Consider the following 24,484-nt stretch of genomic DNA (forward strand, 5'->3'; position numbering starts at 1 on the left):
GTTGACAGTCAGGAGCCGCCCCCTTACATCGCTCTCCGTCGCCCAGATGGCGGAATTGGTAGACGCGCCAGCTTCAGGTGCTGGTACCCGAAAGGGTGTGGAGGTTCGAGTCCTCTTCTGGGCACCATTCCATTCTTGATCACTACCGGATCAAGAAGTTAAGCCTTTCCAAAATTTACGCATTTTGTGCCTGTGGAAAAGACCCGCGGCAAAGCGCTCAAGGCTTGTCTGCTCAATTTCAAGGACTTTCAAAATCCACATTGACGCGTATTCTCGGTCGCCGATAGCGGGCCGCCATCGACTGCCGGGGATCATAAAGCCGCCACGCCGTGCGGCAAAAAATCGGAAGCGTAAAGTCGCCGAAGCAACCCGCACTCCGCTCCAGCTTGATCTCGAGACCTAACCGTCCTCTCGGGACAAGTACTGGCGGCGATCGCCGGAACTCCCTATCATAATCAATATAGCGCTTCGTAATCCCGAAATTGGTTGCGGGCTTGAAATCATTCGACGTTTCCCGACGGCGACACCTCGCAAAACCCGGCGCATTTCGGGATCCCGAAGCGGCAGAATTTCGGGATTCCGAAGTGCGGTTTTTGCCCTGTCCGGAACGATCGGCCGCTTTGTTCGGATCGGCGGCGAACTGGGCGAATTTCGCAGGATAGATTTCGCGCCTTGTTTTCCAACAGCTCAGGTGCAGCCCTCAGCTGAAAGCTGACGTCGGCAACCTCGTTGCAACCGTCCTGTTGCGTAAGCGGCCTTGAGTCCGATTCTCCGAAACCATCAGGCAAGCCTCATGCCGACGATGCGTCGAGGAAGAATGTCGCTGAGATGATCGACTTTTGGGCGAGATCAGTGCGGGAACGCCGTTCGGATCGGAAAAACTTCGTTGCATTGCCGTCGTCCGTTCAATATTCAGTACACCGATTTCGCAAACCCTTGATCAATTGAATTCGGCGGTCTGCTGTCAAATAAGTGCATCGCCGGTTGGGTTTCGGACTACAGGAAATAAAGGGATATCACCCATGAATTGTCGTATGTGTGGCAGCACCAAGTTGCATAAATTTCTCGACTTGGGTTTTACACCTCCGGCCGACCAATTCCGGCGCAAGGATCAATCGCGCGAGCCGGACGTTCATTATCCCTTGCAGGTGATGATGTGTGACGATTGTGGTTTGGCTCAGTTGAGTCATGTCGTATCTCCAGAAGTTTTATACCGGAACGACTATCCCTACGAATCCTCCACCACCCGCACCGGCCAGGCGCACTGGTCCGAATTCGCCGCCAGTGTGGTTGCGCGCCTGCAATTGGGGCCGAAGGACTTGGCGGTGGATATCGGCAGCAATGTGGGTGTGCTGCTGGGAGCTTTCCAAAGCCAGGGCTTGCGGGTGCAGGGAGTCGATCCTGCGGCAAACATCGTCATGATCGCGCAGGCCAATGGCATCGACACGATCTGTGATTTTTTCAATGAAGATACCGCTCGCACCATCGTTGCTGATAAAGGCCATGCATCAGTGGTGACGGCGACCAACGTATTTGCCCATGTGGATGATCTCGACAGCTTCATATCGAGTGTCAAGGAATTGCTCAGCGAACGCGGTGTGTTCATTTTCGAAGCGCCGTATTTCGTCAATCTGCTCAAGCACAATGAATACGACACTATCTATCACGAGCATCTCTCATACCTGTCGGTCAAACCGTTGCTGGCCTTTTTCCGTAAACACGGCCTGGAGATATTTCATATCGAGGAGCGCGATATCCATGGCGGCTCTTTCCGTGTGCATGTCGGCAGGATCGGCATGTGGCCTGCCTCGCCGGACGCAGAACGGATGGCGCAGGCAGAGGTGGACATGGGCATATACAGCCATGACAAACTTGCCGAGTTTGCCGCGGCCGTGCGGCGCAACAAGGACGAACTGACCTGGATGCTTCATTCGCTGAAACATGAAGGCAAACGGATCGCAGCCGTCAGCGCTCCCGCCAAGGGCATGACCTTGCTCAATTACTGCGGGCTTGACGCCGACATACTTGATTTCGTCACCGAGAAATCAAAGCTGAAGATTGGTCGCTATACCCCAGGGGCGCACATTCCGGTGGTCTCTGACGAAGAACTGCTCAAACATCAGCCTGACTATGCTCTGCTCCTGGCTTGGAATTTCGCCGACGAAATCATCGGGAACCTGCATGAATTTCGGCGCCGGGGAGGCAAATTCATTATCCCGATCCCCTTCCCCAAAATCGTCGACTGATTACTCTTAAGGAGCACGCAATGGCGAAAATCTCGCTGGTCCCCGCATTCAAGGATGCTCGTGGCGAAATCACCGATCTTCTCGAAAACGAGAACATCAACGCGATTACCCGCATCACCTTTTCCAAAGGCGCCGTGCGCGGCAACCACTACCACAAGGAAACCACCCAGTGGAATTATCTGATCTCGGGCAGCATCAAGCTGGTCAGTCAGGTACCCGGCGAGCCAGTGGTCGAGACGGTGATGAATCCCGGCGATTTCACCGTTACGAAGCCGCATGTGCGTCACGCCCTCGTCGGCTTGGATGAGGCGGAGTTGCTGGTCTTTACCAGTGGACCGCGTGGCGGCAAGGAATACGAAAGCGACACGTTCCGTCTCGACGTTCCTTTGGCAGCCGGTGCTTAACCCATGTCGATAAACCCTCTACGTCAGGATTTGCCCGTGTCCACACGTCGCGTGCCCGTCTCGCAGCCATTGTTGGGGGCGGAAGAGACCCATCACGTCAACAATGCCTTGGCCAAAGGCGCTATCTCGGGTTTCTTTGGCGACTACCTGCCAATGTTCGAGCAGGAATTCGCGGCCTATTGCGATTGTGCCCATGGCGTGGCGGTTTCCAGCGGAACCACGGCACTTCACTTGGCGCTGGCGACCCTGTCCATCGGTCCCGGCGACGAGGTGCTGGTGGCCTCGCTGACCAATATGGCAACGTTTTTCGCCGTGCTGTACCAGGGCGCACATCCTGTGCCGATCGACTCCGAAGCCGATACTTTGAATCTCGATCCAACGCTGTTGCGAGCAAAGATCACATCCAAAACCAAGGCGATCCTGGTGGTGCACCTGTTTGGTCACCCGGTCGACATGGATCCTGTGATGGAAGTCGCTCGCGAGCACAATCTCTATGTCATCGAGGACTGTGCCGAGGCTCATGGCGCTCTGTATAAAGGCCGCAAGGTCGGCGGCATCGGCGACATCGGCTGCTTCAGTTTCTACGCCAATAAGGTGATCACGACCGGTGAAGGCGGAATGCTGACACTGAATAACGGCGAGTGGGCCGATCGCGCACGCAATCTCAAGGGATTGGCGTTCGGCGACAAGAACAAGTTCATGCACAAGGACATCGGATATAACTTCCGGATGACAAATCTGCAGGCGGCGATCGGGCATGCCCAGTTCGGCAAGATCGAACAGATCATCGACGCCAAACGGACCATCGCGAACGCGTATGGACAACGCCTTGGTGGGCGCGACGACCTGCAGTTGCCGATGGAAAAGCCGTATGCCCGAAACGTTCACTGGATGTACATGGTGCTCGTCAGCGGACGCAACGCCGGTCGGCGCGCAGAGGTGATGCATGCGCTGGCGCAAAAAGGCGTCGAGAGCCGCGAGAATTTCCTGCCTTACAACATGCAGGAAATTTTTATCAAACGCGGTTGGACCAGCGCCGATGAATGCCCGGTTGCGAACGACCTTGGCCTGCGCGGCTTTTACTTGCCGAGTGGCCCGGCAATCTCTGATGATGACATTGATTATGTCTGTCAGAGCCTGATCGAAGTCTTGGACCAATGAGTGCTGATGCGCCCGTGACAGGCAAAGAGCAGGAACCGATTCCGTTCGGTGAATATTCCGCGATCTATGACCTCATATACCGCGATAAGGACTATGCCGGCGAGGCTGGTTTTGTCGCGGCTCTGATAGAGCAGCATGCGCCGCGTCAAAACCATGTACCGATTCGGGTTCTGGATCTCGCCTGTGGGACCGGGCGCCACGCCATGGAACTGGCGGCCAAGGGTTATGTTGTCGAAGGCAGCGACATCTCATCGGGAATGGTGGCGGTGGCGCGCAACAGCGCGGCCGAACGTGGGCTGGATGTGCGATTTCATGAGTGCTCGTTTCAGACGGCCGACGCAATCCAGGGTACTTTCGACGTCGTCCTGGCCATGTTCGCGGCACTTGGCTACCTCACCGACTTTGCCGATTTTGAGCTGACCTTGAAGAATATCGCAAAGAAAATGGCGCCCGGCGGCATTTTCATTTTCGATGTGTGGAACGGCACGGCAGTGCTGCCGCAATATTCTCCCCACAAGGTAAGGCAGGAAGCGGACGACAAACGCAAGGTTGAGCGCGTTTCTCGTACCACCTTGGATACGGTCGCACAACAAGCCGTCGTCAATTTTGAATTCAAGGTCGAGTATGCCGACGGGGTGGTGAAGCATTTCAGTGAGAACCATCGCGTGCGGTTTTATTTTCCGCAGGAAATGGTCGATTTGCTGAAGGCGCTCGGCTTTGAGGTTCTTCTGCGGTGCCCATTTTTGCAGCCGGAAAAGGCCGTCTCCAGCGGCGACTGGAACATGACCTACGTCGTGCGGAAAATGTCGGGCGGGCCTACGGCTACTGACCAGGGCCAACAACGGAGCGCAGTTTGAAGATCGGTTTTTTCTTCAATGACCCTTCCCCGCACTCTGGCGGCGTGTTTACCTATCAGCAGGATATATTCAGGTCCTTTCTGGAACTGGCTGCAAAGTCGCATCACGAATTCCACGTGATTTGTGAGCACCACAAGCAAGAGGATTTTTCTGCTCTTCCAGGCCGGCCCGACAATGTCCATATTTCCCCTATGGATGCTCCCGAGCCGCCGCTGACGCCACGCCGCCGCGTCAAGCTTTTCGTCCGGCGCTTATTGGGAAAAGGCGAGAGAGCGATCGAAAAGGGGCCAAAAATCAGTCGGGCCGCCGCGGTATTGGTTCGCAATGAAATCGAGTTCACCTGGTCGATCGGGCACTATGAGCATGAGGCTTTCGACGTGCCCTACATTACCACCGTGTTCGACCTCCAGCACAGGCTGCAGCCCTGGTTTCCCGAAGTCAGCCTGAGCAGCCTGTGGGATATCCGCGAAGAATTCTTCAGCCGTTATGTCAGACGTGCTGCCTATGTGATCACAGGCACCGAAGAGGGCCGGCGCGAAATCGAAAACTTCTACCGCGTTCCCGCAAAGCGCATCCGTGTCCTTCCCTTGCCGACGCCGAGTTTCTGCTTCAATCCACCTGCGGCCGACACCGCATCCCGGCTCCGGGCGCTGGGAATTACCAGCCGGTATCTATACTATCCAGCACAGTTTTGGGCCCACAAGAACCACGCCAATTTGTTGCACGCATTACGGTTGATCAATGACGGAGAGACCGAGCCGTTCCAGCTCGCGCTGGTCGGCTCCGATCACGGTAATCTGGACCACTTGCGCTCGCTGGCGCGCACCCTTGGTGTAGAGCAGCAGGTGCTGTTCCTCGGTTTTGTCGCTCGTGAAGACCTGACTGCGCTTTATCAGGGAGCGTTCGCGCTTACTTATCCAAGCCTGTTCGGACCGGATAATTTGCCGCCTCTGGAAGCCTTTGCCCTTGGCTGCCCGGTGATTGCATCAGACTATGACGGTGCCCGCGAACAATTGGAGAATGCGGCCTTATACGTCGACGCATTGGCGCCGGAACTCAATCGCCGCTGCGGTTCGACAATTGCAGGCAAGCCCCGAACTGCGGCAACAGATGATCGAAAAGGGTCATATTCGTGCGCGCAAATGGACCGCGACGGACTATGTGCAAGAGATTTTCTCCATACTTGACGAATTCGAACCGGTACGTCGCTGCTGGCATTAAACTGAAATAGTGCGCAGCCTCCTTAATTGCCCTGATTTCGGAACTGCCAGCCTGAGATCGCCCGAAACGGAAGGCAGTCCACTCCAGCTTGATCCAGATGCCTGGCCGTCGATCGGGCAGGGTTAACGACCTTCACGCGGCCATATGGGTCTTCCTGCTGTCGGGAATGACGGTCAGCACTCCCATGCCGGCTTCTCTGGCGGCGCTCAGAAGCAGTTCCCTGAGTTCGTCCATCCCAGCCTGCCCCATGACGGCATCGGCGCAAACCTTCACCGCCGCAACATATTCCTCTCCATCCTCAAACGGCCAGTCGGTCATCAGAACTTCAGCGGCGTCTCGGAGCGTCCGGACGATCTTGCGTTTGTGCCGGTCGCCGAGAAAGAGAACGAGAGGCGCAAAATCCGCCGATGTGTTCCATTGCATGGCACTTTCTCCCCAAGAGTTAGAATATTAGTAACAATGCAAGAAGCGTGCCGGGACGGCAGGAAGCGTTTCAACGGCCTGCCGAGCGCGCGCGGTACCTGGTCGACACCCCCGCAAGCCTCGCACAAGAACGAAATCGGATACCGGGACCAGGATGACCATACGGCCGTTCCACCTGTGAGTGCCCCCGCATGCCGGGCGGCCTCGCCGGGCGCCGGCCGTAGACAATAATCGCTTCCAAAGACTCTGGAGTTCGCTTGGGATGAAAGTTGTAATTCTCGCCGGTGGTCTCGGATCGCGCCTTGCCGAGGAGACCAGCGTACGGCCTAAGCCTCTGGTCGAAATCGGCGGCATGCCGATCCTCTGGCATATCATGAACATCTACGCCCATCACGGCCTCGATGATTTCATTATCTGCGCCGGCTACAAGGGCTATATGATCAAGGAATATTTCGTAAACCTTGTTCTCCACCACAGCGATATCACGGTCGACCTCGGCGCCAACAGCATCAATTATCACGGCGGCAAACGGCCGAACTGGCGCGTCACCGTCGTCGATACCGGCATGCATTCGATGACCGGCGGCCGTCTCGGGCGCATTCGCGACCATCTGACACCAGGCGAACCTTTCTGCATGACGTATGGCGACGGCGTCGGCGACATCGACATTGCCGCCGAAGTCGCTTTCCATCGCGATCACGGCCTGAAGGCGACGATGTGCGCGGTGACCCCGCCCGGACGGTACGGCGCCACGAATATCGAGGGCCAGTACATCACCTCCTTCGTGGAGAAGCCGAGAGGCGACGGCCAGCGTATCAACGGCGGCTTCTTCGTGCTCGACCCTTCAGTGGTCGATCTCATCACAAGCGACGACACGATCTGGGAAGCCGGGCCGCTGGAGTGGCTTGCCGCCAACAACCAGCTTGCCGCCTTCAAGCATGACGGCTTCTGGCAGCCGATGGATACGCTGCGCGAGCGCACCCATCTGGAAGAACTCTGGAATTCCGGAAAGGCGCCGTGGAAGCTATGGGCCTGACGGACTTCTGGAAAGGGCGGCGGGTTTTCCTAACCGGGCATACCGGCTTCAAGGGTTCCTGGCTTTCCCTGTGGCTGGAGCGGCTCGGCGCCGATGTCGCCGCTGTGTCGCTGGCACCCGAGACCGAACCGTCGCTCTACCAGAAGCTTGCTCCGTGGGATGATCGCGGCCACCATATCGTCGATATCCGCGACGCCGAGGCGCTGCTTGCGCTCTCCCGGCGGTTCGAGCCGGAGATCGTCATCCATATGGCGGCACAGGCGCTGGTGCGGCGCTCCTATGAGAACCCGGCCGAGACCTTTTCGACCAATGTCCTGGGAACGGCAAATGTTCTCGACGCGGTCAGGCACACGCCCTCCGTCAAGACCGTGCTCGTCATCACCTCGGACAAGGTCTACGCGAACAGCGGCAGCGGCATACCTTTCGTCGAGACCGATACGCTCGGCGGCAAGGACCCCTACAGCAATTCCAAAGCCTGCACCGAACTCGTCTGCCAGAGCTATCGCGACAGTTTCTTCAAGGGACGCGATCTCAGGCTCGCCACAGTGCGGGCCGGCAATGTCATCGGTGGCGGCGACTGGTCCAGGGATCGGCTGATCCCGGATTTCATCCGCGCCTTCGAAGGCGGCGAACCGATCATGCTGCGCTATCCCGAGGCTATCCGCCCCTGGCAGCATGTGCTGGAACCGCTCGGCGGTTATCTCCGTTTCGCCGAGGTGCTGACCGAGGAGCGTGGCAGGGATCTGCCTGATGCCTTGAATTTCGGTCCGCACCCTGAGAGCTTCGCGACCGTTTGCGAACTTGCCGAGGCGCTCGGACGCGCGCACAGCGTCGGAGACGTGTGGCGGCCGGCGCCAGGCGAACATCTGCCGGAAGCGCCGGCGCTGACGCTGAGCTCGGCCTTGGCGCTCGACACAATCGGCTGGCGTCCGCGCCTCAGCCTGCAGCAGACTATCGACTGGACAGCCGCCTGGTACAAGGCCAACCGCGAGGGAGCCGACATGCGCGCCTTCTCGCTCGGCCAGATCGCGGCCTATGAGGAAACAGTATCATGACAGCGCATAATTGCCGGTTCTGCAGCGCTCCGCTGACGCACCGCTTTGTCGATCTCGGCTCGACGCCGCTCGCCAATGCCTATCTGACCGAAGAGCAGCTCAAGCAGCCGGAACCTTCCTATCCGCTGCGCGCTTTCGTCTGCTCGCAATGCTGGCTGGTGCAGGCCGACGCCTTCGTTCCGCCGGAGGATATCTTCAGCCACTACGCCTATTTCTCTTCCTATAGCGACAGCTGGGTGGAGCATGCGCGCCAGTTCACCGTCACGGCCCGCGAGCGTTTCGGCCTCGGCCCGGCATCGCAGGTCATCGAGGTGGCAAGCAATGACGGCTATCTGCTGAAGCATTTCGTCGAGGCCGGCGTGCCCGTGCTCGGCATCGAACCGGCTGAGAATGTCGCTGAGGTGGCGCGGCAAATCGGCGTTCCCACCGAAGCGCGCTTCTTCGGCAAGGAAACGGCTGCCGACCTCGTCTCGCTTGGCCTTGCCGCCGACATTGTCATCGGCAACAACGTGCTGGCGCATGTGCCCGATATCAATGACTTCGTCGGCGGGCTCGCTGCCGTTCTTAAGCCGGATGGCGTCGTCAGCGTCGAATTCCCGCACCTGCTGCGGCTGATCGAAAACATCCAGTTCGATACCGTCTACCACGAACATTTCTACTATCTGTCGCTGCTGGCCGTCGAAAAGGTGTTCGCAGCGCACGGCCTCAAAGTATTCGACGTGGAGGAACTGTCGACCCATGGCGGCAGCCTGCGCGTGCTTGCCTGCCGCGCAACATCCACGGCTCACCCAACCGGCCCCGACCTTGCCAAAGTGCGCGCCGATGAGGCCGCCGCCGGTTTCGACAGGACGAAAACCTACGAGGCCTTCCAGAGCCGTGTAGCGCCGATCAAGGACGGGCTGCTTGCCTTCCTCAACGAAGCCAAGCAGAACGGCAAGAGTGTCGCTGCCTATGGCGCCGCCGCCAAGGGCAACACGCTGCTGAACTTCTGCGGTGTCGGCACCGAACTCATCGATTATGTCGTCGATCGCAACCCGCACAAGCAGGGCCATTACCTGCCGGGCAGCAAGCTGCCGATCTACGCGCCTGAGAAAATGGACGAGACGCAGCCGGATTATGTGCTCATCCTGCCCTGGAATATCAAGAACGAAGTCGTTGCGGCCAACAGCAGGGTCGGCGCCTGGGGCGGACGGTTCGCCGTTGCGGTGCCGGAACTGACGGTGCTCGGATGAAATTTCTTCCGACCCCGGTTTCGGGCGCCTTTGTCGTGGAAGTCGACGCGCGCTCCGACGACAGGGGAATGTTCGCGCGAACTTTCGACGCGCGGACCTTTGCCGACCGCGGTCTCGTGCCGGTCTATCCGCAATGCAACGTCTCGCGGAACCATAGGCGCGGGACGCTGCGCGGCATGCACTACCAGGCCCAACCGCGGCCGGAGGTGAAGCTCGTGCGCGCCACGCGCGGCAGGGTCTTCGACGTGGCGCTCGATCTGAGGCCGGATTCGCCGAGTTATCTCCGATGGGCTTCCGTCGAGCTCGATGCTGCCAGTTGCAACGCTTTCTACATACCGGCCGGATGCGCACACGGTTTCCTGACGCTCGAGGATGAGTGCGAACTCTTCTACCAGATGTCGGAAGCTTACGTGCCGGAACTTGCCCGTGGGGTCCGCTGGGACGATCCTGCCTTTTCCATCGCCTGGCCGTTCACGCCGAGCGTCATCAGCGAGCGCGATGCCGCGCTTGAAAGCTATAGCCAGGAAGCAAGCGTTTGAGCGGCATCAAACTCAGCATCTGCATCCCGACCTACAATCGTGAAGCCTATCTCAGAAACTCGCTGACCTATTGCGAGAACGACTACAAGTTCGACTTTCCCTTCGAAGTCGTCATCTGCGACAATGCCTCCACGGACGGCACGCAGCACGTGGTCGAGGAATTCATCGGCCGCGGGCTGCCGATCCGCTACTATAAGCGTGAAGCCAACGCCGGCGCCGCGGCGAACGTCACAAGCGCTATGCGCCTCAGCAAGGGCGAATATCTCATCTACCTGGCCGACGATGATATCCTAATTGCCGGGGCGGTGGCCGACACCATCAGATATCTCGACAACAATCGGGAAGTGACCTGCGCCCATGCACCGTGGTTCCTCTACGACGAGGTCGCCAAAACCGACATCATGAAGTTCTACGATGTCGAGGAAGATCGAAAGTTTCCGCACGGCAGCTTCGGCGAAGTCTTCCAATATCTCTGCGAACGCCACATCTTTCCGGAAATCGCCATCTACCGCTCGTCAACCCTGCGGTCGGCCTGGATCCCGCGGGAATTCTGTTTCTACCCGTTCCCATTCCTTGCGCATTTTCTCGATCAGGGCGCGGTTACCTTCCTGCAGCGGCCGTTCTACCGCTCGATCACCAATTCGGTGATCACCCGCGATCGCCAGCAGGAGGGCACCAACGACGTCATGACGAGCTGGGATCGCTATCGTGGCGGGCTCGAATATTTTCTCTATACGGGCGTCAGGCGCGGGGCGCTGCCCCTTACGCCAGAGAAGCGTCTCCAATATGAGGAGATGTGCAAGATCTTCACGCTCAATCGCATGGCGGTCGCCTTCCGCTTCTGGGCAGTGAGTAAGAATTACATCAAGGCGTATGAGCTCTATACCCGCATCATGTGGGGCGGGATGCTCGATCACCCGGAAATCCGCCCCTTCCGTGAAACGCTGCCCCTGATGGTCGTCATCCAGACGCTTGTGAGCGAAGTGAATTCGGCGATCGGCATCGATACGCTGCTTCTCGCCGGCTTTACGGAAATCGCGGCGCTCGAAGAGCTGATGCGCGAACTCGGCCTACGCGAAAAGGTAAGGGTGACGACAGAACTCAGCGACAGTGCGCTCGATAGCACCGCCGTCTTCGTGAACGTCGACAGAGACCGGGAATATTTCGTAGCACTCGGCTATCTGCCCAATCTGGTGTTCCACGAGCACGATCTTGCCCGGCACATCATCATGTGAGCCTCGCACCAGTTTCAAAAACTAGCGTCGTGACGGGCGCCTGCGTCTTGATTTCAATTCAACAGAAATTAGCGGCATGACAAACAGGATCTTCTACACCAAGCCTTCCATCACCCAGCTTGAAACCGATTATGCCACGGATGCGGCAGCGACCGGCTGGGGCGCACGCTGCTACGACTACATCAATCGCTTCGAACGCGACTTCAAGACCTATCTCGGCAGCGACTTTGCCATCGCGACATCGAGACTGCACCGGCGCCATGCACATGGGCCTGGCCGCGCTCGGCGTCGGCGAAGGCGACGAAGTCATCCTTGCCGACACCAATTGGGTCGCCACAGTTTCACCTGTTGTCCATCTCGGCGCCAAGCCAGTCTTCGTCGATGTACTGCCGGATTCCTGGTGCATCGATCCTCGCGAGGTCGAGCGACACATCACTCCGAAGACCAAGGCGATCATCGCGACCCATATCTATGGCAATCTTTGCGACATGGATGCGCTGCTCGACATCGGCAAGCGCACCGGCATCCCGGTGATCGAGGATGCGGCGGAAGCCATCGGCTCCGTCTGGAATGGCCGTCGTGCCGGCTCGATGGGCGCCTTCGGTACCTTCTCTTTCCACGGTACGAAGACGTTGACGACGGGCGAAGGCGGCATGTTCGTCACCAGCGACACCGCGCTTTACGAGCGGGTGCTGACGCTCAGCAACCACGGCCGGGCTCGCGGCCAGACCAAGCAATTCTGGCCCGACGCGATCGGCTTCAAGTACAAAATGTCCAACATTCAGGCGGCCATCGGCTGCGCACAGCTGGAACGCATCGAAGAACTCGTCGCCCGCAAGCGGGAGATCCTTGCAGCCTACATGGTGCGGCTTTCCGCCCTGCCCGGCATCTCGATGAACCCGGAATACAGCGGCACGATCAATGGCGCTTGGATGCCGACCGCGGTCTTTCATCCGTCGACGGGTACCACCCGCGAGATGATGCAGCAGGCCTTCGAGATCGCCAATATCGACGCGCGCGTCTTCTTCCATCCCCTGTCCAGCCTCGACATGTTCGAGGATCGGCCACAGAACGTGAACGCCTGGAGCATTCCGGGCCGCGCGATCAACCTGCCCAGCTATCACGACATGAGCGAAGCCGATATCGACCGGGTGGCGGCAACGTTGCTCGATGTGGCGGCCGGGCGGATCTACCACAACAATACAGCATTGCGGCAGTCGATCTAAGACAGCCCTACAGCGAAGGACAAAGAACAGTCATGACCACGAAGGACGATCGTCTCGAATTCGAAGCCCACAAGCGGGAAATGTCACTTGCGCTCGGCAAGGACGAGGCAAGTTTCCAGCAATCGCTGAATACGCTGATCGGGCTCGACAAATTCGACTACTTCTATCTGTGGTCATGGATGGGCGTGCCGATCATACAGCTTCCAGTCGATATCCTGGCAACCCAGGAAGTCATCTGGGCGACCAAGCCCGATGTCATCATCGAGACAGGCATCGCGCGCGGCGGCTCGCTGATCTTCATGGCGTCGATCCTCGCCGCCATGGGCAACGACGAGGCCAAAGTTGTCGGCGTCGACATCGACATCCGCGCCCATAATCGCGAGTCGATCGAATCCCATCCCATGTCGAGCCGAATCAAGATGATCCAGGGCGGTTCCGTCGACGACGACGTGCTTGCCGCCGTGAAAGCCGAGATTCCGCCGGGTGCCCGGGTGATGGTGGTGCTCGACAGCGACCATTCCTACGAGCACGTTCTGGCCGAGTGCCGCGCCTACGGTGCGCTGGTAACGGAAGGCTGCTATCTCGTCGTCGCCGATACGCTCATCGGCCATCTGACCGAAGAACAGGCTTTCACAAAACGCTCCAAGGTCTGGCTGCGCGGCAATGAGCCACTGAAGGCCGTTACCGACTATCTGACGGAAACCGACCGTTTCGAAGTCGATCCGGTTCTGAACGGCAAGCTTGTGCTGTCTTCTTCGCCGGGCGGCTACTGCGTCTGCCGCAAGGCGTAAGCGGACAATCAGGGATCGTCGTTCATGACGCAGGTCGATATCGTCAGCCTCAAGGACAATGCGGATCCGGCCGGACGGCTCCGACTCCCGATCAGGGACGATAGCGGCATGCATGTGGGCGACCTGCAATGCATCGACAGGTCGATGCTCGACGAGCGCGGCCTGGTCGACGACCTGACGACGTGGCGCAACCAGTCGATGCCGTTTTTCCTCACTCAGTTCCGTGCCACCGAAGAACGCACGCGGCGTTGGCTCGAAACCATCTCACTGCCAGCCGCCGACCGAATCCTGTTTGTCATTTGCGATCACGGCGGAAACCGGCTCGGCAACTTCGGCCTCTGCAACATCCGGCTAGGCGCCGCCGAATTCGACAACGTCATCCGCGGCAGGGCGAGCGACGTCCGCAACCTGATGTTCCATTGCGGCATGACAATGCTGGAGTGGATGTTCTCAGGACTTGGGGCCGAAACGGCCGAACTGCACGTCTTCTCCCACAATGAAAAAGCGATCGGCCTCTACAGGCGGCTGGGCTTTGCAGTGGCCGAAAGCCTGCCGCTGCGGCGCACCGAGAAAGAGGGCACAGTCAAATATTCGCTCGTCGATCGACCGGACGCCAATGCCGGCTTCGACTATCTGAGGATGGAGCTTCCGAGAGAATATTTCCGACAGGTACATCCGGCGGCTTTGCCGACCGGCTGAAGTGCCTACCGCACCGGCTGATAGCGGCCGCGCAGCGGCACCTTGTCGTCCATCGAGATGAAGCCGTCGCGTTCGCAGACATACATCAGCGTCGGCATACCGCCGGAGCGGAAGATCTCGTCGTAGCGGCGGCGGATCTGGACGGTTTCGGTGCGGCAATTATACGATTCCTCCTCCTTCTTGTCCGGCTGCGCCTTGACGCCGGGCAGGCCCTTGTAGGGGTAGAGGGGCTGAACGCCGGAATCGAGGGATTTCGTCCAGTCGACGGCAAAGGCGGACGCAGGGGCAAGGCTGGACACGGCAACGAGCGACATCAGAAGCATCATCATAGGCCGCATGGGAATTCTCCTGCCGGCAATAGGGCACTCACAGGATGTAGGGAAACCGCCGACCGTCATCAAGCGGCGGTCGCGGGTGACTTGCTGAAATAACTTCTGATGACAGGGTGGCTGAAAAGGCCGGCGAGGATCGCAAAACCGGCGCCGACGACGAAACCGGCAAGAAGACCGCCGATGATGCCGGCGACGAGCAGGATCTTCTTTCCCGGGCCGTCGGCCTTCACAGGCGGCTCGGCCGGCGAGATGACGCGAATGTTACTCTGGTTGAGGTTCTGCTCCTCGCTCGTCTGGCTGGAGCGCTTCAGCACCGTCTCGTAGATATCGCGCGCCGCCGTCGCCTTGCGCTGCAATTCGTTCAACTCCACCTGCTTGTCCGAGGTACTCGCCTGCAGCGCCTTCTGGACGGCAAGCTCCTTGGCGATGCTGTCCTCGGCGGCCTTCGCCTGCTCGTATTCGCCTCTTGCCGACGTGGCGAGCCGCTGCAATTCGCCCTTGATTTCGCCTGATATGCTCTGCAGCGAGGAGCGGGCCGCCTGCAGGCGCGGATGACGCGTGCCCATCTGGCTTTCGAGGCTGCCGACGGCGGCGGCCTGGGTGGCATATTGCTGCCGCAGGCTGACGAGCGGCGAGGTGACACCACCCTCCGCCTGGTTGCCGGCGACGATATCCTCGACGCGGAGATTGGCGACGGCATCGGCGCGGGCCTTGGCCTGGATGGTTTTTTCCTGCGCCGTCACCAGCATCGTGTTCAGCGAGACGAGCCGTTGATCGGAAATCAGATTGCCCTCGGTCGCGGCCATGTCGTTGTCGGCGCGGAAGGTTTCGACAGCCTGCTCGGCCTCCAGCACCTTCTGGCGCAAATCGTCGAGACGTCCGTCCAGCGTCGAGGAGGTGTTTTCGTAGATGCCGTTCGAAGCGCTGTTTTCTTCCTCGGTGAAGGAGGTGACGACCTGGTTGGCAAGCCTTGCCGATTTCTCTGGATCATTGGTTGTCGCGGCGAGCGAGACGACATAGGTGCTGGCCTGGCGGGTAATGACCAATGCCTTCTGCAGGGTGCCGATCACGGCGGCGCCATCGGTGCGGCCGCCGGTGAATTCCGGATCCTGGTCGAGCTTCATGGTCTCGACGACGCGGCGCAGCACATTGCCGGATGTCAGGATCTGCACCTGGCTGTCGATCAACGTCGAGATCATTTCCGGCGAAGGCCCCGAAGATTGCCCGCCCGCATCGGCAAGGCCGATCTGGCGCGGATCGAAATAAAGGCTGCTGACGGCGGTGAATTTCTGCCCAATGGTGGGCGCCACCACCCCGCCGGCAACGGCGCCGAGAAGGGCAAGACCAAGCACGACCAACCGACGGCTCCAGATCGCGGCGACGCTGGAGTGGAGGTCCAGAAGCGGTGCGGCAGGCGCGGGCGCCGCGTTCGACGCCGCGTCCACGACCGGCTGTTTCATAGGCGCCGTCGGGGGCGGCGCCGGGGGTGTGGCCGGGGACGGAGGCGCCGGGCGCTCGGATTGGCGCGTTTGCGCAACACTTGCCGGCGGCGGCACAAAGGCAGGAGGGGCGGGTTCTGGCGCCGGCGGAACAAAATCGTCCGGACGGACCACGGGACTGCGCATGCGCACACCTTCCGGCGCAGTCTGAGACGACTCATAACTGCGCCAGCCAGGGAGCCGGCTTACCCTGTTCCTGTCATACTGGTTCATACGCGCACTCGTGTCCTGCCCAGCGTGAAAGACTGAAGCCGAGGTGCTCAGACTTTAGAAATTCTTAGCTAACGGACCGTTAAAATAATCTCAGCGACGCCGATGTTGCGATTTGCCTGGATTACGAGGACAGCCATGAGGACGAGACGACATCTGACGGCGCTGCTGCTTGCGGTTGCTCTCGTCCCCTCGCCGACCCTCGCGGCCGACCTACCCTGCTATCGCGGCGTCAATCTTTCCGGCGGCGAATATGGCGACCGCGACGGCGTCTACGGCACGAACTATACCTATCCCAGCGAAGACACGATCGGCTATTTCGCCGAAAAGGGCAGCTCGATCATCCGGCTGCCCTTTCGCTGGGAGCGGCTGCAGCCGGCGCTCGGCGGACGGCTCGACGAGGACGAACTCAAGCGGATCAAAGATACGGTCGGCCTGATCCGCAAGCACGGCATGGCCGTGCTGCTCGACCCGCATAATTTCGGCTATTACGACAAGACGCAGGTCGGCACGGCGCCGGCGACCGACGCGGCCTTCGCCGACTTCTGGGCAAGGCTCGCGGTCGAATTCGCCAATCGGGATGGCGTGCTCTTCGGCCTGATGAACGAGCCGCACGATATCAAGGCGACGGACTGGCTCGATGCCGCCAATGCGGCGATTCGTAGCATCCGCGCCGTCGGCGCCCGCAACCTCATCCTGGTGCCGGGTACGGCCTGGAGCGGCGCTCACAGCTGGGAGAAGGATGTGATCGGCGGCGCCAATGGCACGGTGATGCTTGGCGTGCGCGATCCGCTCGACTTCTACGCCTATGAGGTTCACCAGTATCTCGACGTCGATTCCTCCGGAACCCATCCGACCTGCGAGGGTGCCACCGCCGCTGTCGAAGCGATCGCCGGCGTCACCGCCTGGCTGAAGACGAACCACAAGCGCGGCTTTCTCGGCGAGTTCGGCGCCGCCGCCGACAAGGACTGCATGAGCGGGCTGACCGAGATCTATTCCACCATGTCCGATAATGGCGACGCCTGGCTTGGCTGGTCTTATTGGGCCGCGGGCGAATGGTGGCCGGCCGACGAGCCGTTCAACGTCCAGCCGCGAAAGGGCACCGAGCGGCCGCAGATGCGGCTTCTCTCCAATTCGGCAAAAGCGAAAGCCGGCGCCTGCGCCAGCGTCAAGCCAGCGGGGAATTGATGGTGGCGGTCCTCGACCAGAAGGCAGCTTTCTCTATGGCCGGCAGTGCAGCCAGCGAAGCGGCGCGGACCGATTATCTCGTGCTCTGGCTCGGACTGCTGTCGGTGCTCTACAACGGCATTCTCGCCTTCATCAACCACAACATCATGCCGCTCTCGTTGACGCATGTCGCCGCCAGCGAAGGCCTGATCATGGCGAGCGCCATCCTCTACATCCTGCACAAGGGGATCTACGAGACCGATCTGCCGGCTTTCCTGTTCCTGCTGTTCACGCTTGTCGTGACGATCTATGTCAGCGTGCTCAACCGCATGCTGTTCGTTGATCATTTCCGCAACGTTCTGATCATCTTCTGCTTTTCCGGCCTTGGTGGCTGGAGCAACGAGAAGACGATGAAGCTTGCCTTTCGCTGGGCAAGCCTTGCCGTCATGATCTTCCTGATCTTCGAGATCGTCAGCGTGCCGTTCTATGTCAGCATCGTGCATCCGTCCGATTATTTCGCCAATACCCGCGGGCTGCTGCCGCTGAGCTACAACACGACGGGCCTGTTCCAGAACGCGCTCGGTTTTCCCGAGCGTTTCTCCTTCGGCATCATCGACCACCGCTCGTCGTCGATCTTCCTCGAACAGGTGTCGCTCGCCAATTTCTGCGGCGTGATCGCGATCTATCTGATTTCCATGTGGGAAAGAATAGGCCGCTGGGACCGGCTGCTGTTCGTCAGCACCGCGGTGCTGATCCTGGTGACGAACGACACCCGCACGATGCTGATCTTCTGTTTTGCCTGCATCGTCGGCTATTTCGTCTTTCCGAAGATCCCGAGGAATTTCAATCTGGCGCTGATGCCGCTGATCGTCGCCGCCGGCTTCCTCGTCTACACCTTAAAACCCAATGCGACGGGCGACAATTTCACCGGCCGTATCAACCTGACGATGAAGAAGATCATGGAGCTCGATCCGCTCGCCATCCTCGGGCTTTCGGTCGACCGGGTCGCCGAATTCGCCGACAGCGGCTATGTCTACCTGATCTACGCGGCGACGATCTTCGGCGTTATCGCGCTATGGCTGTTCGTCTGCCTCTTTCCCGCCGGGCGCACGGCGGCGCAGCGGCGTTGCGCCCATTCACTTTCTCTTTTCATTTTTCTGAATATGATGATCGGGGGAACCGCCGTTTTCTCGATGAAGATCGCCGGGCTCCTGTGGTTCGTCGTCGGATATATGCGTTTCCACGACAGCCCGCGCATCCGTCAGGATGGTGCGGCGGATGTAGAGAGTTGACCGCAGCGGCACGGCGCCCGCGCGAGCCATAGAACAGGATGATTTAAGGCCGGATCGGCCTAAAATCTGAATCCTGTTCTAAATCAAAGAAATAGAGCATGATGTCGTCCGAAACCGCCCACACTTTTCGGCATCATGCTCTGGGGAGCAAGATGCTCGATGCTTGTCCAGCTTCAATATCTGCGCGCCGTAGCGGCGCTGATGGTCGTCTATTTCCACGCGATCTTGCAGCTTGCCAAGGTCAATCCTGCGCTCGACGCCACTGCCTTCCTCTATGGTGAGACCGGCGTCGACATCTTCTTCGTGCTCAGCGGTTTTGTGATGTGGCTGACGACAAGCGGACGGGCGATGAGCCCCATCGATTTCGCCCGTCGGCGAATCAAACGCATCGTCCCGCTCTATTGGCTGGCAACGCTGTTTTCGGCTGTCGTGGCGCTGGTGGCCCCATCATTGCTGAAATCGACAGTGTTCGACCTGCCGCATCTGATCGCCTCGCTGTTTTTTCTGCCATGGGCCAATGCCGCCGCTCCGAGCGCGATCACCCCCGTCGTCGTGCCGGGCTGGACGCTGAATTACGAGATGTTCTTCTATCTCATCTTCGCGCTGCTGCTGCCGCTCTCGGAAATCCGCCGCATCCCGGCAATGTTTGCCGTCTTCGCCGTCATCCTGATCGCCTGCCGGCTGTTGCCGGAAACGACGGCCACCCGCTTCTACGGCGAGCCGATCATCCTGGAGTTTCTCGCCGGCACCGTGCTCGGCTGGCTCTACCGGCAGAAGGTGCTTCTGCCGAACCGCTGGGCATGGGCGGCGCTGGCCATCGGCTTTGCGTTCCTCTTTATTAACGAGGCGCTGATGCGGCCGGAAAGCCGGTTCTACGCCTGGGGAATCCCGGCGATCTTCATCGTCTACGGGGCGGTCTCGATCGACTTTTCCAGGCTGCCTTTTATCGGCTGGCTGAACTATCTCGGCGACTGCTCCTACAGCATCTATATCACCCACGCCTTCACGCTCGCGTTTCTGAGGGTCGCTGCCGACCGGCTGCCGATCGGCATCCTGCAGCAGCCTGTGCTCTTCGTGATCCTGTCGCTGGTGCTCTCGTCCATCGGTGGCGCCATCATCCACGAAATCACCACACCGCGGCGGAAAGTGGCGCTGGCGAGCCGCCCGCCGGCCTAACTTCGTCCATCGAAGGCGAGAATACGCATGCCCACGGCGCTGGCGGCACAGTTTTTTGCGTAACTTCTCCTAAGCTAAGGCCTGTCGCGCAAAACTGTGCAGCGGTTTTGCGATAACGACATGCGAGACATAAAGACCCGGAAGCGAGAGAACTTGCACAAACATGATGGGTCATCTTGCAATTTGTCGCATGAATGAAAGCGCACCGGCCTGTTCGCGGCCCAGGCTTTGATCTAAGCACGGCCGCGGCCTTGAAGAGGGAAGAGGGAGAGACATGAAAAGCTATGTATTGACGGTATCCTGCAAGTCGACGCGCGGCATCGTTGCGGCGATTTCGAGCTATCTGGCGGAAAAGGGCTGCAACATCATCGACAGCTCGCAGTTCGACGATCTCGATACCGGCAAGTTCTTCATGCGCGTCTCCTTCATCTCCGAAGAAGGTCTTTCCGGCTCAGAGATCGGCGCCGATTTTGCCGCCGTCGCCGCGCCCTTTTCGATGGAATACGAATTCCACGACAGCGAAAGCCGCATGAAGGTGCTGTTGATGGTGTCGCGCTTCGGCCATTGTCTCAATGACCTGCTCTACCGCTGGAAGATCGGCGCGCTGCCGATCGACATCGTCGGCGTCGTCTCCAACCATTTCGACTACCAGAAGGTCGTGGTCAACCACGACATCCCCTTCCACCATATTCCGGTCACCAAGGCCAACAAGGTGCAGGCCGAAGCCCATATCATGGAGGTGGCCGAGCAGACCGGCACCGAACTGATCGTGCTTGCCCGCTACATGCAGATCCTGTCGGACGAGATGTGCCAGAAGATGTCGGGCAAGATCATCAACATCCACCATTCCTTCCTGCCGAGCTTCAAGGGCGCCAACCCCTACAAGCAGGCCTATGGCCGCGGCGTCAAACTGATCGGCGCCACCGCCCATTACGTCACCGCCGACCTCGACGAAGGCCCGATCATCGAGCAGGATACGGCGCGCATCACCCATGCCCAGTCGCCCGACGACTATGTCTCGATCGGCCGCGACGTCGAAAGCCAGGTGCTGGCCCGGGCCATCCACGCCCATATCCACCATCGCACCTTTATCAACGGCAATAGAACAGTGGTCTTCCCGGCAAGCCCCGGCAGCTACGCTTCCGAACGCATGGGTTGAACGCGGTCGAGACCCACATCTCTTTTGCTGACAGACGACAATCTCCCGTTGCCTGCCAGCAGCAAGTATTTGATTATCGCCTTCAATAGGTAATCGAATCATGCTGCGGGAGGGGTGTCATGACCGACGAGGCGCTTGTTGATCGCATGTCACTGCCGCGTCCCAACGTGACCGTTGCCGACGCGGAAGAGATCCTTCTTGCCCATTACAGCCTGTCAGGCACCATCGCCGAACTCGGCAGTCAGCAGGATCGGAACTACCGCGTCGATAGCGATCGCGGCCGCTACGTCCTGAAGATCTGCCATGCCGCTTACGAGGCCCGCGAACTCGAAGCGCAGAATGCAGCGATCCATCACCTCAAGAGCAAGCAGGATGCGCCACGCGTTCCCAATGTGATTGCCAGCAATGAGGGGCGGGAGATCGTCGTGCTGACGGTGCGCGGGCAGGGCTACCAAGTCCGGCTGCTGGAATATCTGGAAGGCCAAGGGCTGACGGAACTGACCTACCTGGCGCCGGCTTCCGTTGCTGCGCTCGGCGCGCTCTGCGCCAAGCTGGCGCAGGCGCTTGCCGATTTCAACCATCCCGGCCTCGACCGCAGCTTGCAATGGGATCTGAGGCGGGCCGGGCCGGTCGCGGTGCAACTGCTTTCCGCCATCACCGACAGTGCCGCGCGCGACCGGATCGCCAAGACCATGGTGATGGCCGTTCGCCGCATCCAGCCCTTGGCGCCGTCGCTTCGGCTGCAGGCGGTGCATCACGACGTCACCGGCGATAATGTCGTCGGTCATCGCAGTGCCCATGGCCAAATCATTCCCGACGGAGTGATCGATTTCGGCGACATCATCCGCGGCTGGCTGGTCGGCGACCTCGCCGTCACCTGCGCCTCGCTGCTGCATCACGCCGAGGGCGACCCTTTTCATATCCTGCCTGCCGTCACTGCCTATCAGGCGATCTATCCGCTGACCGAGGAGGAATTGAAGGCGCTTTGGCCATTGATCGTCGCCCGCGCGGTCATCCTCGTCGCCAGCAGCGAGCAGCAGATTTCGGTCGATCCCGACAATGATTATGTCCGCGGCAATCTCGATCGCGAGCGGGCGATCTTCGATACGGCGATGTCGGTTCCCTTCGAATTGATGGAAGCAGCAATCCTCCAGGCAGCCGGCGGGAATGTCGCTGCCCCGGAAACATCAGGATGGTTGCCGCTGCTGCCTGACATTGATCCCACCGGGATCGCTTATGTCGACCTTGGGGTGTGCAGCCCGCATTTTTCCGCCGGCAACTGGCTGAATGCCGACATGGACTGGCGGCTGCTTGCCCGGGCTGCAACCGAAAACGGCACGGCAGCAACGCGCTACGGCGAATATCGGCTGTCCCAGGCGGGAACCGCCGGGAGACAGGCGACCTGCGCCCTGCATATCGATATATGCCTTGCCGCCGGCAGCGCGGTTGCCGCGCCCTTTACCGGCCGCATCGGCTGGAAGGACCAGCATCTGACGCTGACCGGCGACGGCATGACCCTGCATCTCGACGGGCTCGACCTCTCGGTCGAGGACGGCGCCGAGGTTGCCGGCGGCGAGCCGCTCGGCGCGGTCGTCGGCGAGGCTTCATCGCTCGGTGGGCTGCGCGTCCAGCTTTGCAGCATCGCGGGGCTCGAGCCGCCGCTCTTTGCCACGCCGCGCGAGGCGGCGGCCTGGTCGGTGCTCTGCCCTTCTCCCTCGCTGCTTCTCGGCCCTGGGGCCGATGCGCCGAAACCGGAAACCGCCGAGCTGCTCGCCAGGCGGCAGGCACATCTGGCCGGGGCACAGAAGAATTATTACGCAGCGCCGCCGCAGATCGAGCGCGGCTGGAAGGAGCATCTGTTCGATGTCGAGGGCCGCGCCTATCTCGACATGGTCAACAACGTCTCCATTCTCGGCCATGGCCATCCCAAGCTTGCGGCGGCGATCAGCGCCCAATGGCTGCGGCTCAACACCAACTCACGCTTCCACTATGCCGCGATCACGGAATTTTCCGAGCGGCTCGCAGCACTTTCGCCCGATGGGCTCGATACGGTCTTCCTGGTCAACAGCGGCTCGGAGGCGAACGATCTGGCGATCCGGCTGTCGCAGGCTCATAGCGGCGCGCGCAACATGCTCTGCCTGCTCGAAGCCTATCATGGCTGGTCGTCGGCAAGTGACGCCGTCTCCACCTCGATCGCCGACAATCCTGAGGCTCTGACCACCCGGCCGGACTGGGTGCATGCCGTCGCGTCGCCGAATACCTATCGCGGCGCATTCCGAGGTCCCGATACGGCGGCCGGCTATCTCGGCGCGATAACGCCGGTGCTGGAGGGGATCGACGCTGGCGGCGAAGGTCTTGCCGGCTTCATCTGCGAATCGGTCTACGGCAATGCAGGCGGCATTCCGCTGCCGGACGGGTATCTCGCCCAGGTCTATGCACAGGTGCGCGCCCGCGGCGGCCTCTGCATCGCCGACGAAGTGCAGGTCGGTTATGGCAGGCTCGGCCATTATTTCTGGGGCTTCGAACAGCAAGGGGTCGTGCCCGACATCATCACCATCGCCAAGGGCATGGGTAACGGCCATCCGCTCGGCGCCGTCATCACCACGCGGGAGATCGCCAGGTCGCTGGAGAAGGAGGGCACGTTCTTTTCCTCCACCGGCGGCGGCCCGGTCAGTTGCGTCGCCGGCATGACGGTGCTCGACATCATGGCCGAGGAAAAGCTGCAGGAAAATGCGCGAGAGGTCGGCGATCATCTGAAGGCGCGGCTTGCCGCACTGATCGATCGCCATCCGATTGCCGGCGCCGTGCACGGCATGGGGCTCTATCTCGGGCTCGAATTCGTCCGCGACAGAACGACGCTGGAGCCGGCGACCGAAGAGACGGCAGCAGTCTGCGAGCGGCTTCTGACCCTCGGCGTCATCATGCAGCCGACCGGCGATCACCAGAATGTGCTGAAGATCAAACCGCCGCTCTGCCTCGGCATCGACAGCGCGGATTTCTTCGCGGACATGCTGGAAAAGGTGCTCGATGAAGGCTGGTGACAAGGGCATGCGGCCTTAACCAAATCGTTCATTTCAGGGCATTTCGATTTTTAATGAAACGGCCCATTGCCTGAATCAGCCGGGCTTCCTATCTCTGCTGCGGCGGTCGAAAGAGTTTCGATTCTGTCATGCGAATTTTACGACGAGCTGATATGTTTCTTTCCGTAAAGTTCGGCTGGGATGGAATGGATTTTTTCAGATCGTCGATATTTTGACACGTTTCGGAATATGTTTCTGACAGGCTGCAGGGTAATCTCTACCAAGTTAGTAGATTTATCAGTGGCAGCCATCGCCGGTCCCGGGCTCTTCCGGGACCTCTCAAGTGCAACGCCAACGCAAGGAACGAGCATGATAGACATCGATATTCTCGCCGACCTTGGGCGATCTGTGCTTGGCAATGACCGTCCGGGCGCCCTCTCCCGCCCGAACTGTCGAATGTGACGTTCGTCCTCCTTTCAACGGTACCAGACAAGTCAATTCGCC

General features: G+C 59.9%; 20 protein-coding genes, 1 tRNA gene and 1 pseudogene. 19 read left to right on the forward strand and 3 right to left on the reverse strand.

What is annotated here, in order from left to right:
• Window positions 1-40: 40 nt before the first annotated feature.
• The 6 genes from MF410_RS17985 to MF410_RS18010 all read left to right on the forward strand — a co-directional run bounded on the left by MF410_RS17985 (window position 41) and on the right by MF410_RS18010 (window position 5,855).
• Window positions 41-127: transfer RNA gene (locus MF410_RS17985), tRNA-Leu, on the forward strand.
• A 907-nt stretch (window positions 128-1,034) separates the two neighbouring features.
• Window positions 1,035-2,246, forward strand: coding sequence for a class I SAM-dependent methyltransferase (locus tag MF410_RS17990; protein ID WP_239619924.1), 1,212 nt, complete (start codon window positions 1,035-1,037; stop codon window positions 2,244-2,246).
• Window positions 2,247-2,266: 20 nt separating this feature from the next.
• Window positions 2,267-2,650, forward strand: a complete 384-nt coding sequence (locus MF410_RS17995; RefSeq protein ID WP_012559608.1) for a cupin domain-containing protein — start codon at window positions 2,267-2,269, stop codon at window positions 2,648-2,650.
• Between the two features lie 36 nt (window positions 2,651-2,686).
• Complete coding sequence (locus tag MF410_RS18000; protein WP_097624531.1) at window positions 2,687-3,811, forward strand: DegT/DnrJ/EryC1/StrS family aminotransferase; 1,125 nt, start codon at window positions 2,687-2,689, stop codon at window positions 3,809-3,811.
• Window positions 3,808-4,668 carry a class I SAM-dependent methyltransferase gene (locus MF410_RS18005; protein ID WP_097624530.1) on the forward strand — a complete coding sequence of 287 codons (861 nt, stop codon included), beginning with the start codon at window positions 3,808-3,810 and terminating at the stop codon, window positions 4,666-4,668. Before MF410_RS18000 ends, MF410_RS18005 begins: the two co-directional genes overlap by 4 nt.
• On the forward strand, window positions 4,665-5,855 hold the full coding sequence (locus MF410_RS18010) for a glycosyltransferase family 1 protein (protein ID WP_239619925.1): 1,191 nt from the start codon (window positions 4,665-4,667) through the stop codon (window positions 5,853-5,855). Before MF410_RS18005 ends, MF410_RS18010 begins: the two co-directional genes overlap by 4 nt.
• A gap of 166 nt (window positions 5,856-6,021) precedes the next feature.
• On the opposite strand, the gene MF410_RS18015 is transcribed toward MF410_RS18010, so the two are convergent.
• The gene (locus tag MF410_RS18015) at window positions 6,022-6,312 is read right to left on the reverse strand and encodes a DUF982 domain-containing protein (protein ID WP_097624528.1); all 291 of its coding nucleotides are present in this window, start codon (window positions 6,310-6,312) and stop codon (window positions 6,022-6,024) included.
• A gap of 262 nt (window positions 6,313-6,574) precedes the next feature.
• Between MF410_RS18015 and rfbF the strand changes: the two genes are divergently transcribed.
• The 8 genes and pseudogenes from rfbF (at window position 6,575) to MF410_RS18055 (ending at window position 14,125) form a co-directional block, all read left to right on the forward strand.
• Window positions 6,575-7,348 carry a glucose-1-phosphate cytidylyltransferase gene (rfbF, locus tag MF410_RS18020; RefSeq protein ID WP_097624527.1) on the forward strand — a complete coding sequence of 258 codons (774 nt, stop codon included), beginning with the start codon at window positions 6,575-6,577 and terminating at the stop codon, window positions 7,346-7,348.
• Complete coding sequence (gene rfbG, locus MF410_RS18025; RefSeq protein WP_097624526.1) at window positions 7,339-8,403, forward strand: CDP-glucose 4,6-dehydratase; 1,065 nt, start codon at window positions 7,339-7,341, stop codon at window positions 8,401-8,403. Before rfbF ends, rfbG begins: the two co-directional genes overlap by 10 nt.
• Window positions 8,400-9,635 carry a class I SAM-dependent methyltransferase gene (locus MF410_RS18030; protein ID WP_097624525.1) on the forward strand — a complete coding sequence of 412 codons (1,236 nt, stop codon included), beginning with the start codon at window positions 8,400-8,402 and terminating at the stop codon, window positions 9,633-9,635. The genes rfbG and MF410_RS18030 overlap by 4 nt, the downstream gene beginning before the upstream one ends.
• Window positions 9,632-10,174 (forward strand): dTDP-4-dehydrorhamnose 3,5-epimerase, encoded by a 543-nt coding sequence (gene rfbC / locus MF410_RS18035; protein WP_131710694.1) that lies wholly within the window; start codon window positions 9,632-9,634, stop codon window positions 10,172-10,174. Before MF410_RS18030 ends, rfbC begins: the two co-directional genes overlap by 4 nt.
• On the forward strand, window positions 10,171-11,409 hold the full coding sequence (locus MF410_RS18040) for a glycosyltransferase family A protein (RefSeq protein ID WP_097624523.1): 1,239 nt from the start codon (window positions 10,171-10,173) through the stop codon (window positions 11,407-11,409). The genes rfbC and MF410_RS18040 overlap by 4 nt, the downstream gene beginning before the upstream one ends.
• A gap of 76 nt (window positions 11,410-11,485) precedes the next feature.
• A pseudogene (locus MF410_RS18045) lies at window positions 11,486-12,635 on the forward strand (DegT/DnrJ/EryC1/StrS family aminotransferase).
• A gap of 32 nt (window positions 12,636-12,667) precedes the next feature.
• On the forward strand, window positions 12,668-13,426 hold the full coding sequence (locus MF410_RS18050) for a CmcI family methyltransferase (RefSeq protein ID WP_097624521.1): 759 nt from the start codon (window positions 12,668-12,670) through the stop codon (window positions 13,424-13,426).
• 24 nt (window positions 13,427-13,450) lie between these two features.
• Window positions 13,451-14,125: a GNAT family protein gene (locus MF410_RS18055; RefSeq protein ID WP_097624520.1), complete on the forward strand. Its 675-nt coding sequence runs from the start codon at window positions 13,451-13,453 to the stop codon at window positions 14,123-14,125.
• Window positions 14,126-14,130: 5 nt separating this feature from the next.
• On the opposite strand, the gene MF410_RS18060 is transcribed toward MF410_RS18055, so the two are convergent.
• Both MF410_RS18060 and MF410_RS18065 read right to left on the reverse strand, forming a co-directional pair.
• The gene (locus MF410_RS18060; RefSeq protein WP_097624519.1) at window positions 14,131-14,463 is read right to left on the reverse strand and encodes a hypothetical protein; all 333 of its coding nucleotides are present in this window, start codon (window positions 14,461-14,463) and stop codon (window positions 14,131-14,133) included.
• 59 nt (window positions 14,464-14,522) lie between these two features.
• A complete protein-coding gene (locus tag MF410_RS18065) occupies window positions 14,523-16,169 on the reverse strand; it encodes a GumC family protein (protein ID WP_097624518.1) in 1,647 nt (548 codons plus the stop codon).
• 135 nt (window positions 16,170-16,304) lie between these two features.
• On the opposite strand from MF410_RS18065, the gene MF410_RS18070 reads away from it, so the two are divergent.
• The 5 genes from MF410_RS18070 (at window position 16,305) to MF410_RS18090 (ending at window position 24,001) form a co-directional block, all read left to right on the forward strand.
• Window positions 16,305-17,354, forward strand: coding sequence for a glycoside hydrolase family 5 protein (locus MF410_RS18070; RefSeq protein WP_097624517.1), 1,050 nt, complete (start codon window positions 16,305-16,307; stop codon window positions 17,352-17,354).
• A 2-nt stretch (window positions 17,355-17,356) separates the two neighbouring features.
• Entirely contained in the window at window positions 17,357-18,625 is a 1,269-nt protein-coding gene (locus tag MF410_RS18075) for a hypothetical protein (protein WP_097624834.1), read from the forward strand.
• 159 nt (window positions 18,626-18,784) lie between these two features.
• Window positions 18,785-19,801: an acyltransferase gene (locus tag MF410_RS18080; RefSeq protein WP_097624516.1), complete on the forward strand. Its 1,017-nt coding sequence runs from the start codon at window positions 18,785-18,787 to the stop codon at window positions 19,799-19,801.
• 274 nt (window positions 19,802-20,075) lie between these two features.
• Window positions 20,076-20,960, forward strand: a complete 885-nt coding sequence (gene purU / locus MF410_RS18085) for a formyltetrahydrofolate deformylase (protein ID WP_012559590.1) — start codon at window positions 20,076-20,078, stop codon at window positions 20,958-20,960.
• 119 nt (window positions 20,961-21,079) lie between these two features.
• Window positions 21,080-24,001, forward strand: a complete 2,922-nt coding sequence (locus MF410_RS18090; RefSeq protein WP_097630097.1) for an aminotransferase — start codon at window positions 21,080-21,082, stop codon at window positions 23,999-24,001.
• Window positions 24,002-24,484: the final 483 nt, after the last annotated feature.

This window comes from Rhizobium sp. C104 (genome assembly GCF_022354505.1).
Lineage (GTDB): Bacteria > Pseudomonadota > Alphaproteobacteria > Rhizobiales > Rhizobiaceae > Rhizobium > Rhizobium redzepovicii.

Bases quoted from the DNA above. Each gene is read 5' to 3' on its own strand.
- MF410_RS17990 (WP_239619924.1), top strand. From the start codon at position 1,035: ATGTGTGGCAGCACCAAGTTGCATAAATTTCTCGACTTGGGTTTTACA.
- MF410_RS17995 (WP_012559608.1), top strand. From the start codon at position 2,267: ATGGCGAAAATCTCGCTGGTCCCCGCATTCAAGGATGCTCGTGGCGAA.
- MF410_RS18005 (WP_097624530.1), top strand. From the start codon at position 3,808: ATGAGTGCTGATGCGCCCGTGACAGGCAAAGAGCAGGAACCGATTCCG.
- MF410_RS18015 (WP_097624528.1), bottom strand. From the start codon at position 6,312: ATGCAATGGAACACATCGGCGGATTTTGCGCCTCTCGTTCTCTTTCTC.
- rfbF (WP_097624527.1), top strand. From the start codon at position 6,575: ATGAAAGTTGTAATTCTCGCCGGTGGTCTCGGATCGCGCCTTGCCGAG.
- rfbG (WP_097624526.1), top strand. From the start codon at position 7,339: ATGGGCCTGACGGACTTCTGGAAAGGGCGGCGGGTTTTCCTAACCGGG.
- MF410_RS18030 (WP_097624525.1), top strand. From the start codon at position 8,400: ATGACAGCGCATAATTGCCGGTTCTGCAGCGCTCCGCTGACGCACCGC.
- rfbC (WP_131710694.1), top strand. From the start codon at position 9,632: ATGAAATTTCTTCCGACCCCGGTTTCGGGCGCCTTTGTCGTGGAAGTC.
- MF410_RS18050 (WP_097624521.1), top strand. From the start codon at position 12,668: ATGACCACGAAGGACGATCGTCTCGAATTCGAAGCCCACAAGCGGGAA.
- MF410_RS18055 (WP_097624520.1), top strand. From the start codon at position 13,451: ATGACGCAGGTCGATATCGTCAGCCTCAAGGACAATGCGGATCCGGCC.
- MF410_RS18060 (WP_097624519.1), bottom strand. From the start codon at position 14,463: ATGCGGCCTATGATGATGCTTCTGATGTCGCTCGTTGCCGTGTCCAGC.
- MF410_RS18065 (WP_097624518.1), bottom strand. From the start codon at position 16,169: ATGAACCAGTATGACAGGAACAGGGTAAGCCGGCTCCCTGGCTGGCGC.
- MF410_RS18070 (WP_097624517.1), top strand. From the start codon at position 16,305: ATGAGGACGAGACGACATCTGACGGCGCTGCTGCTTGCGGTTGCTCTC.
- MF410_RS18080 (WP_097624516.1), top strand. From the start codon at position 18,785: ATGCTTGTCCAGCTTCAATATCTGCGCGCCGTAGCGGCGCTGATGGTC.
- purU (WP_012559590.1), top strand. From the start codon at position 20,076: ATGAAAAGCTATGTATTGACGGTATCCTGCAAGTCGACGCGCGGCATC.
- MF410_RS18090 (WP_097630097.1), top strand. From the start codon at position 21,080: ATGACCGACGAGGCGCTTGTTGATCGCATGTCACTGCCGCGTCCCAAC.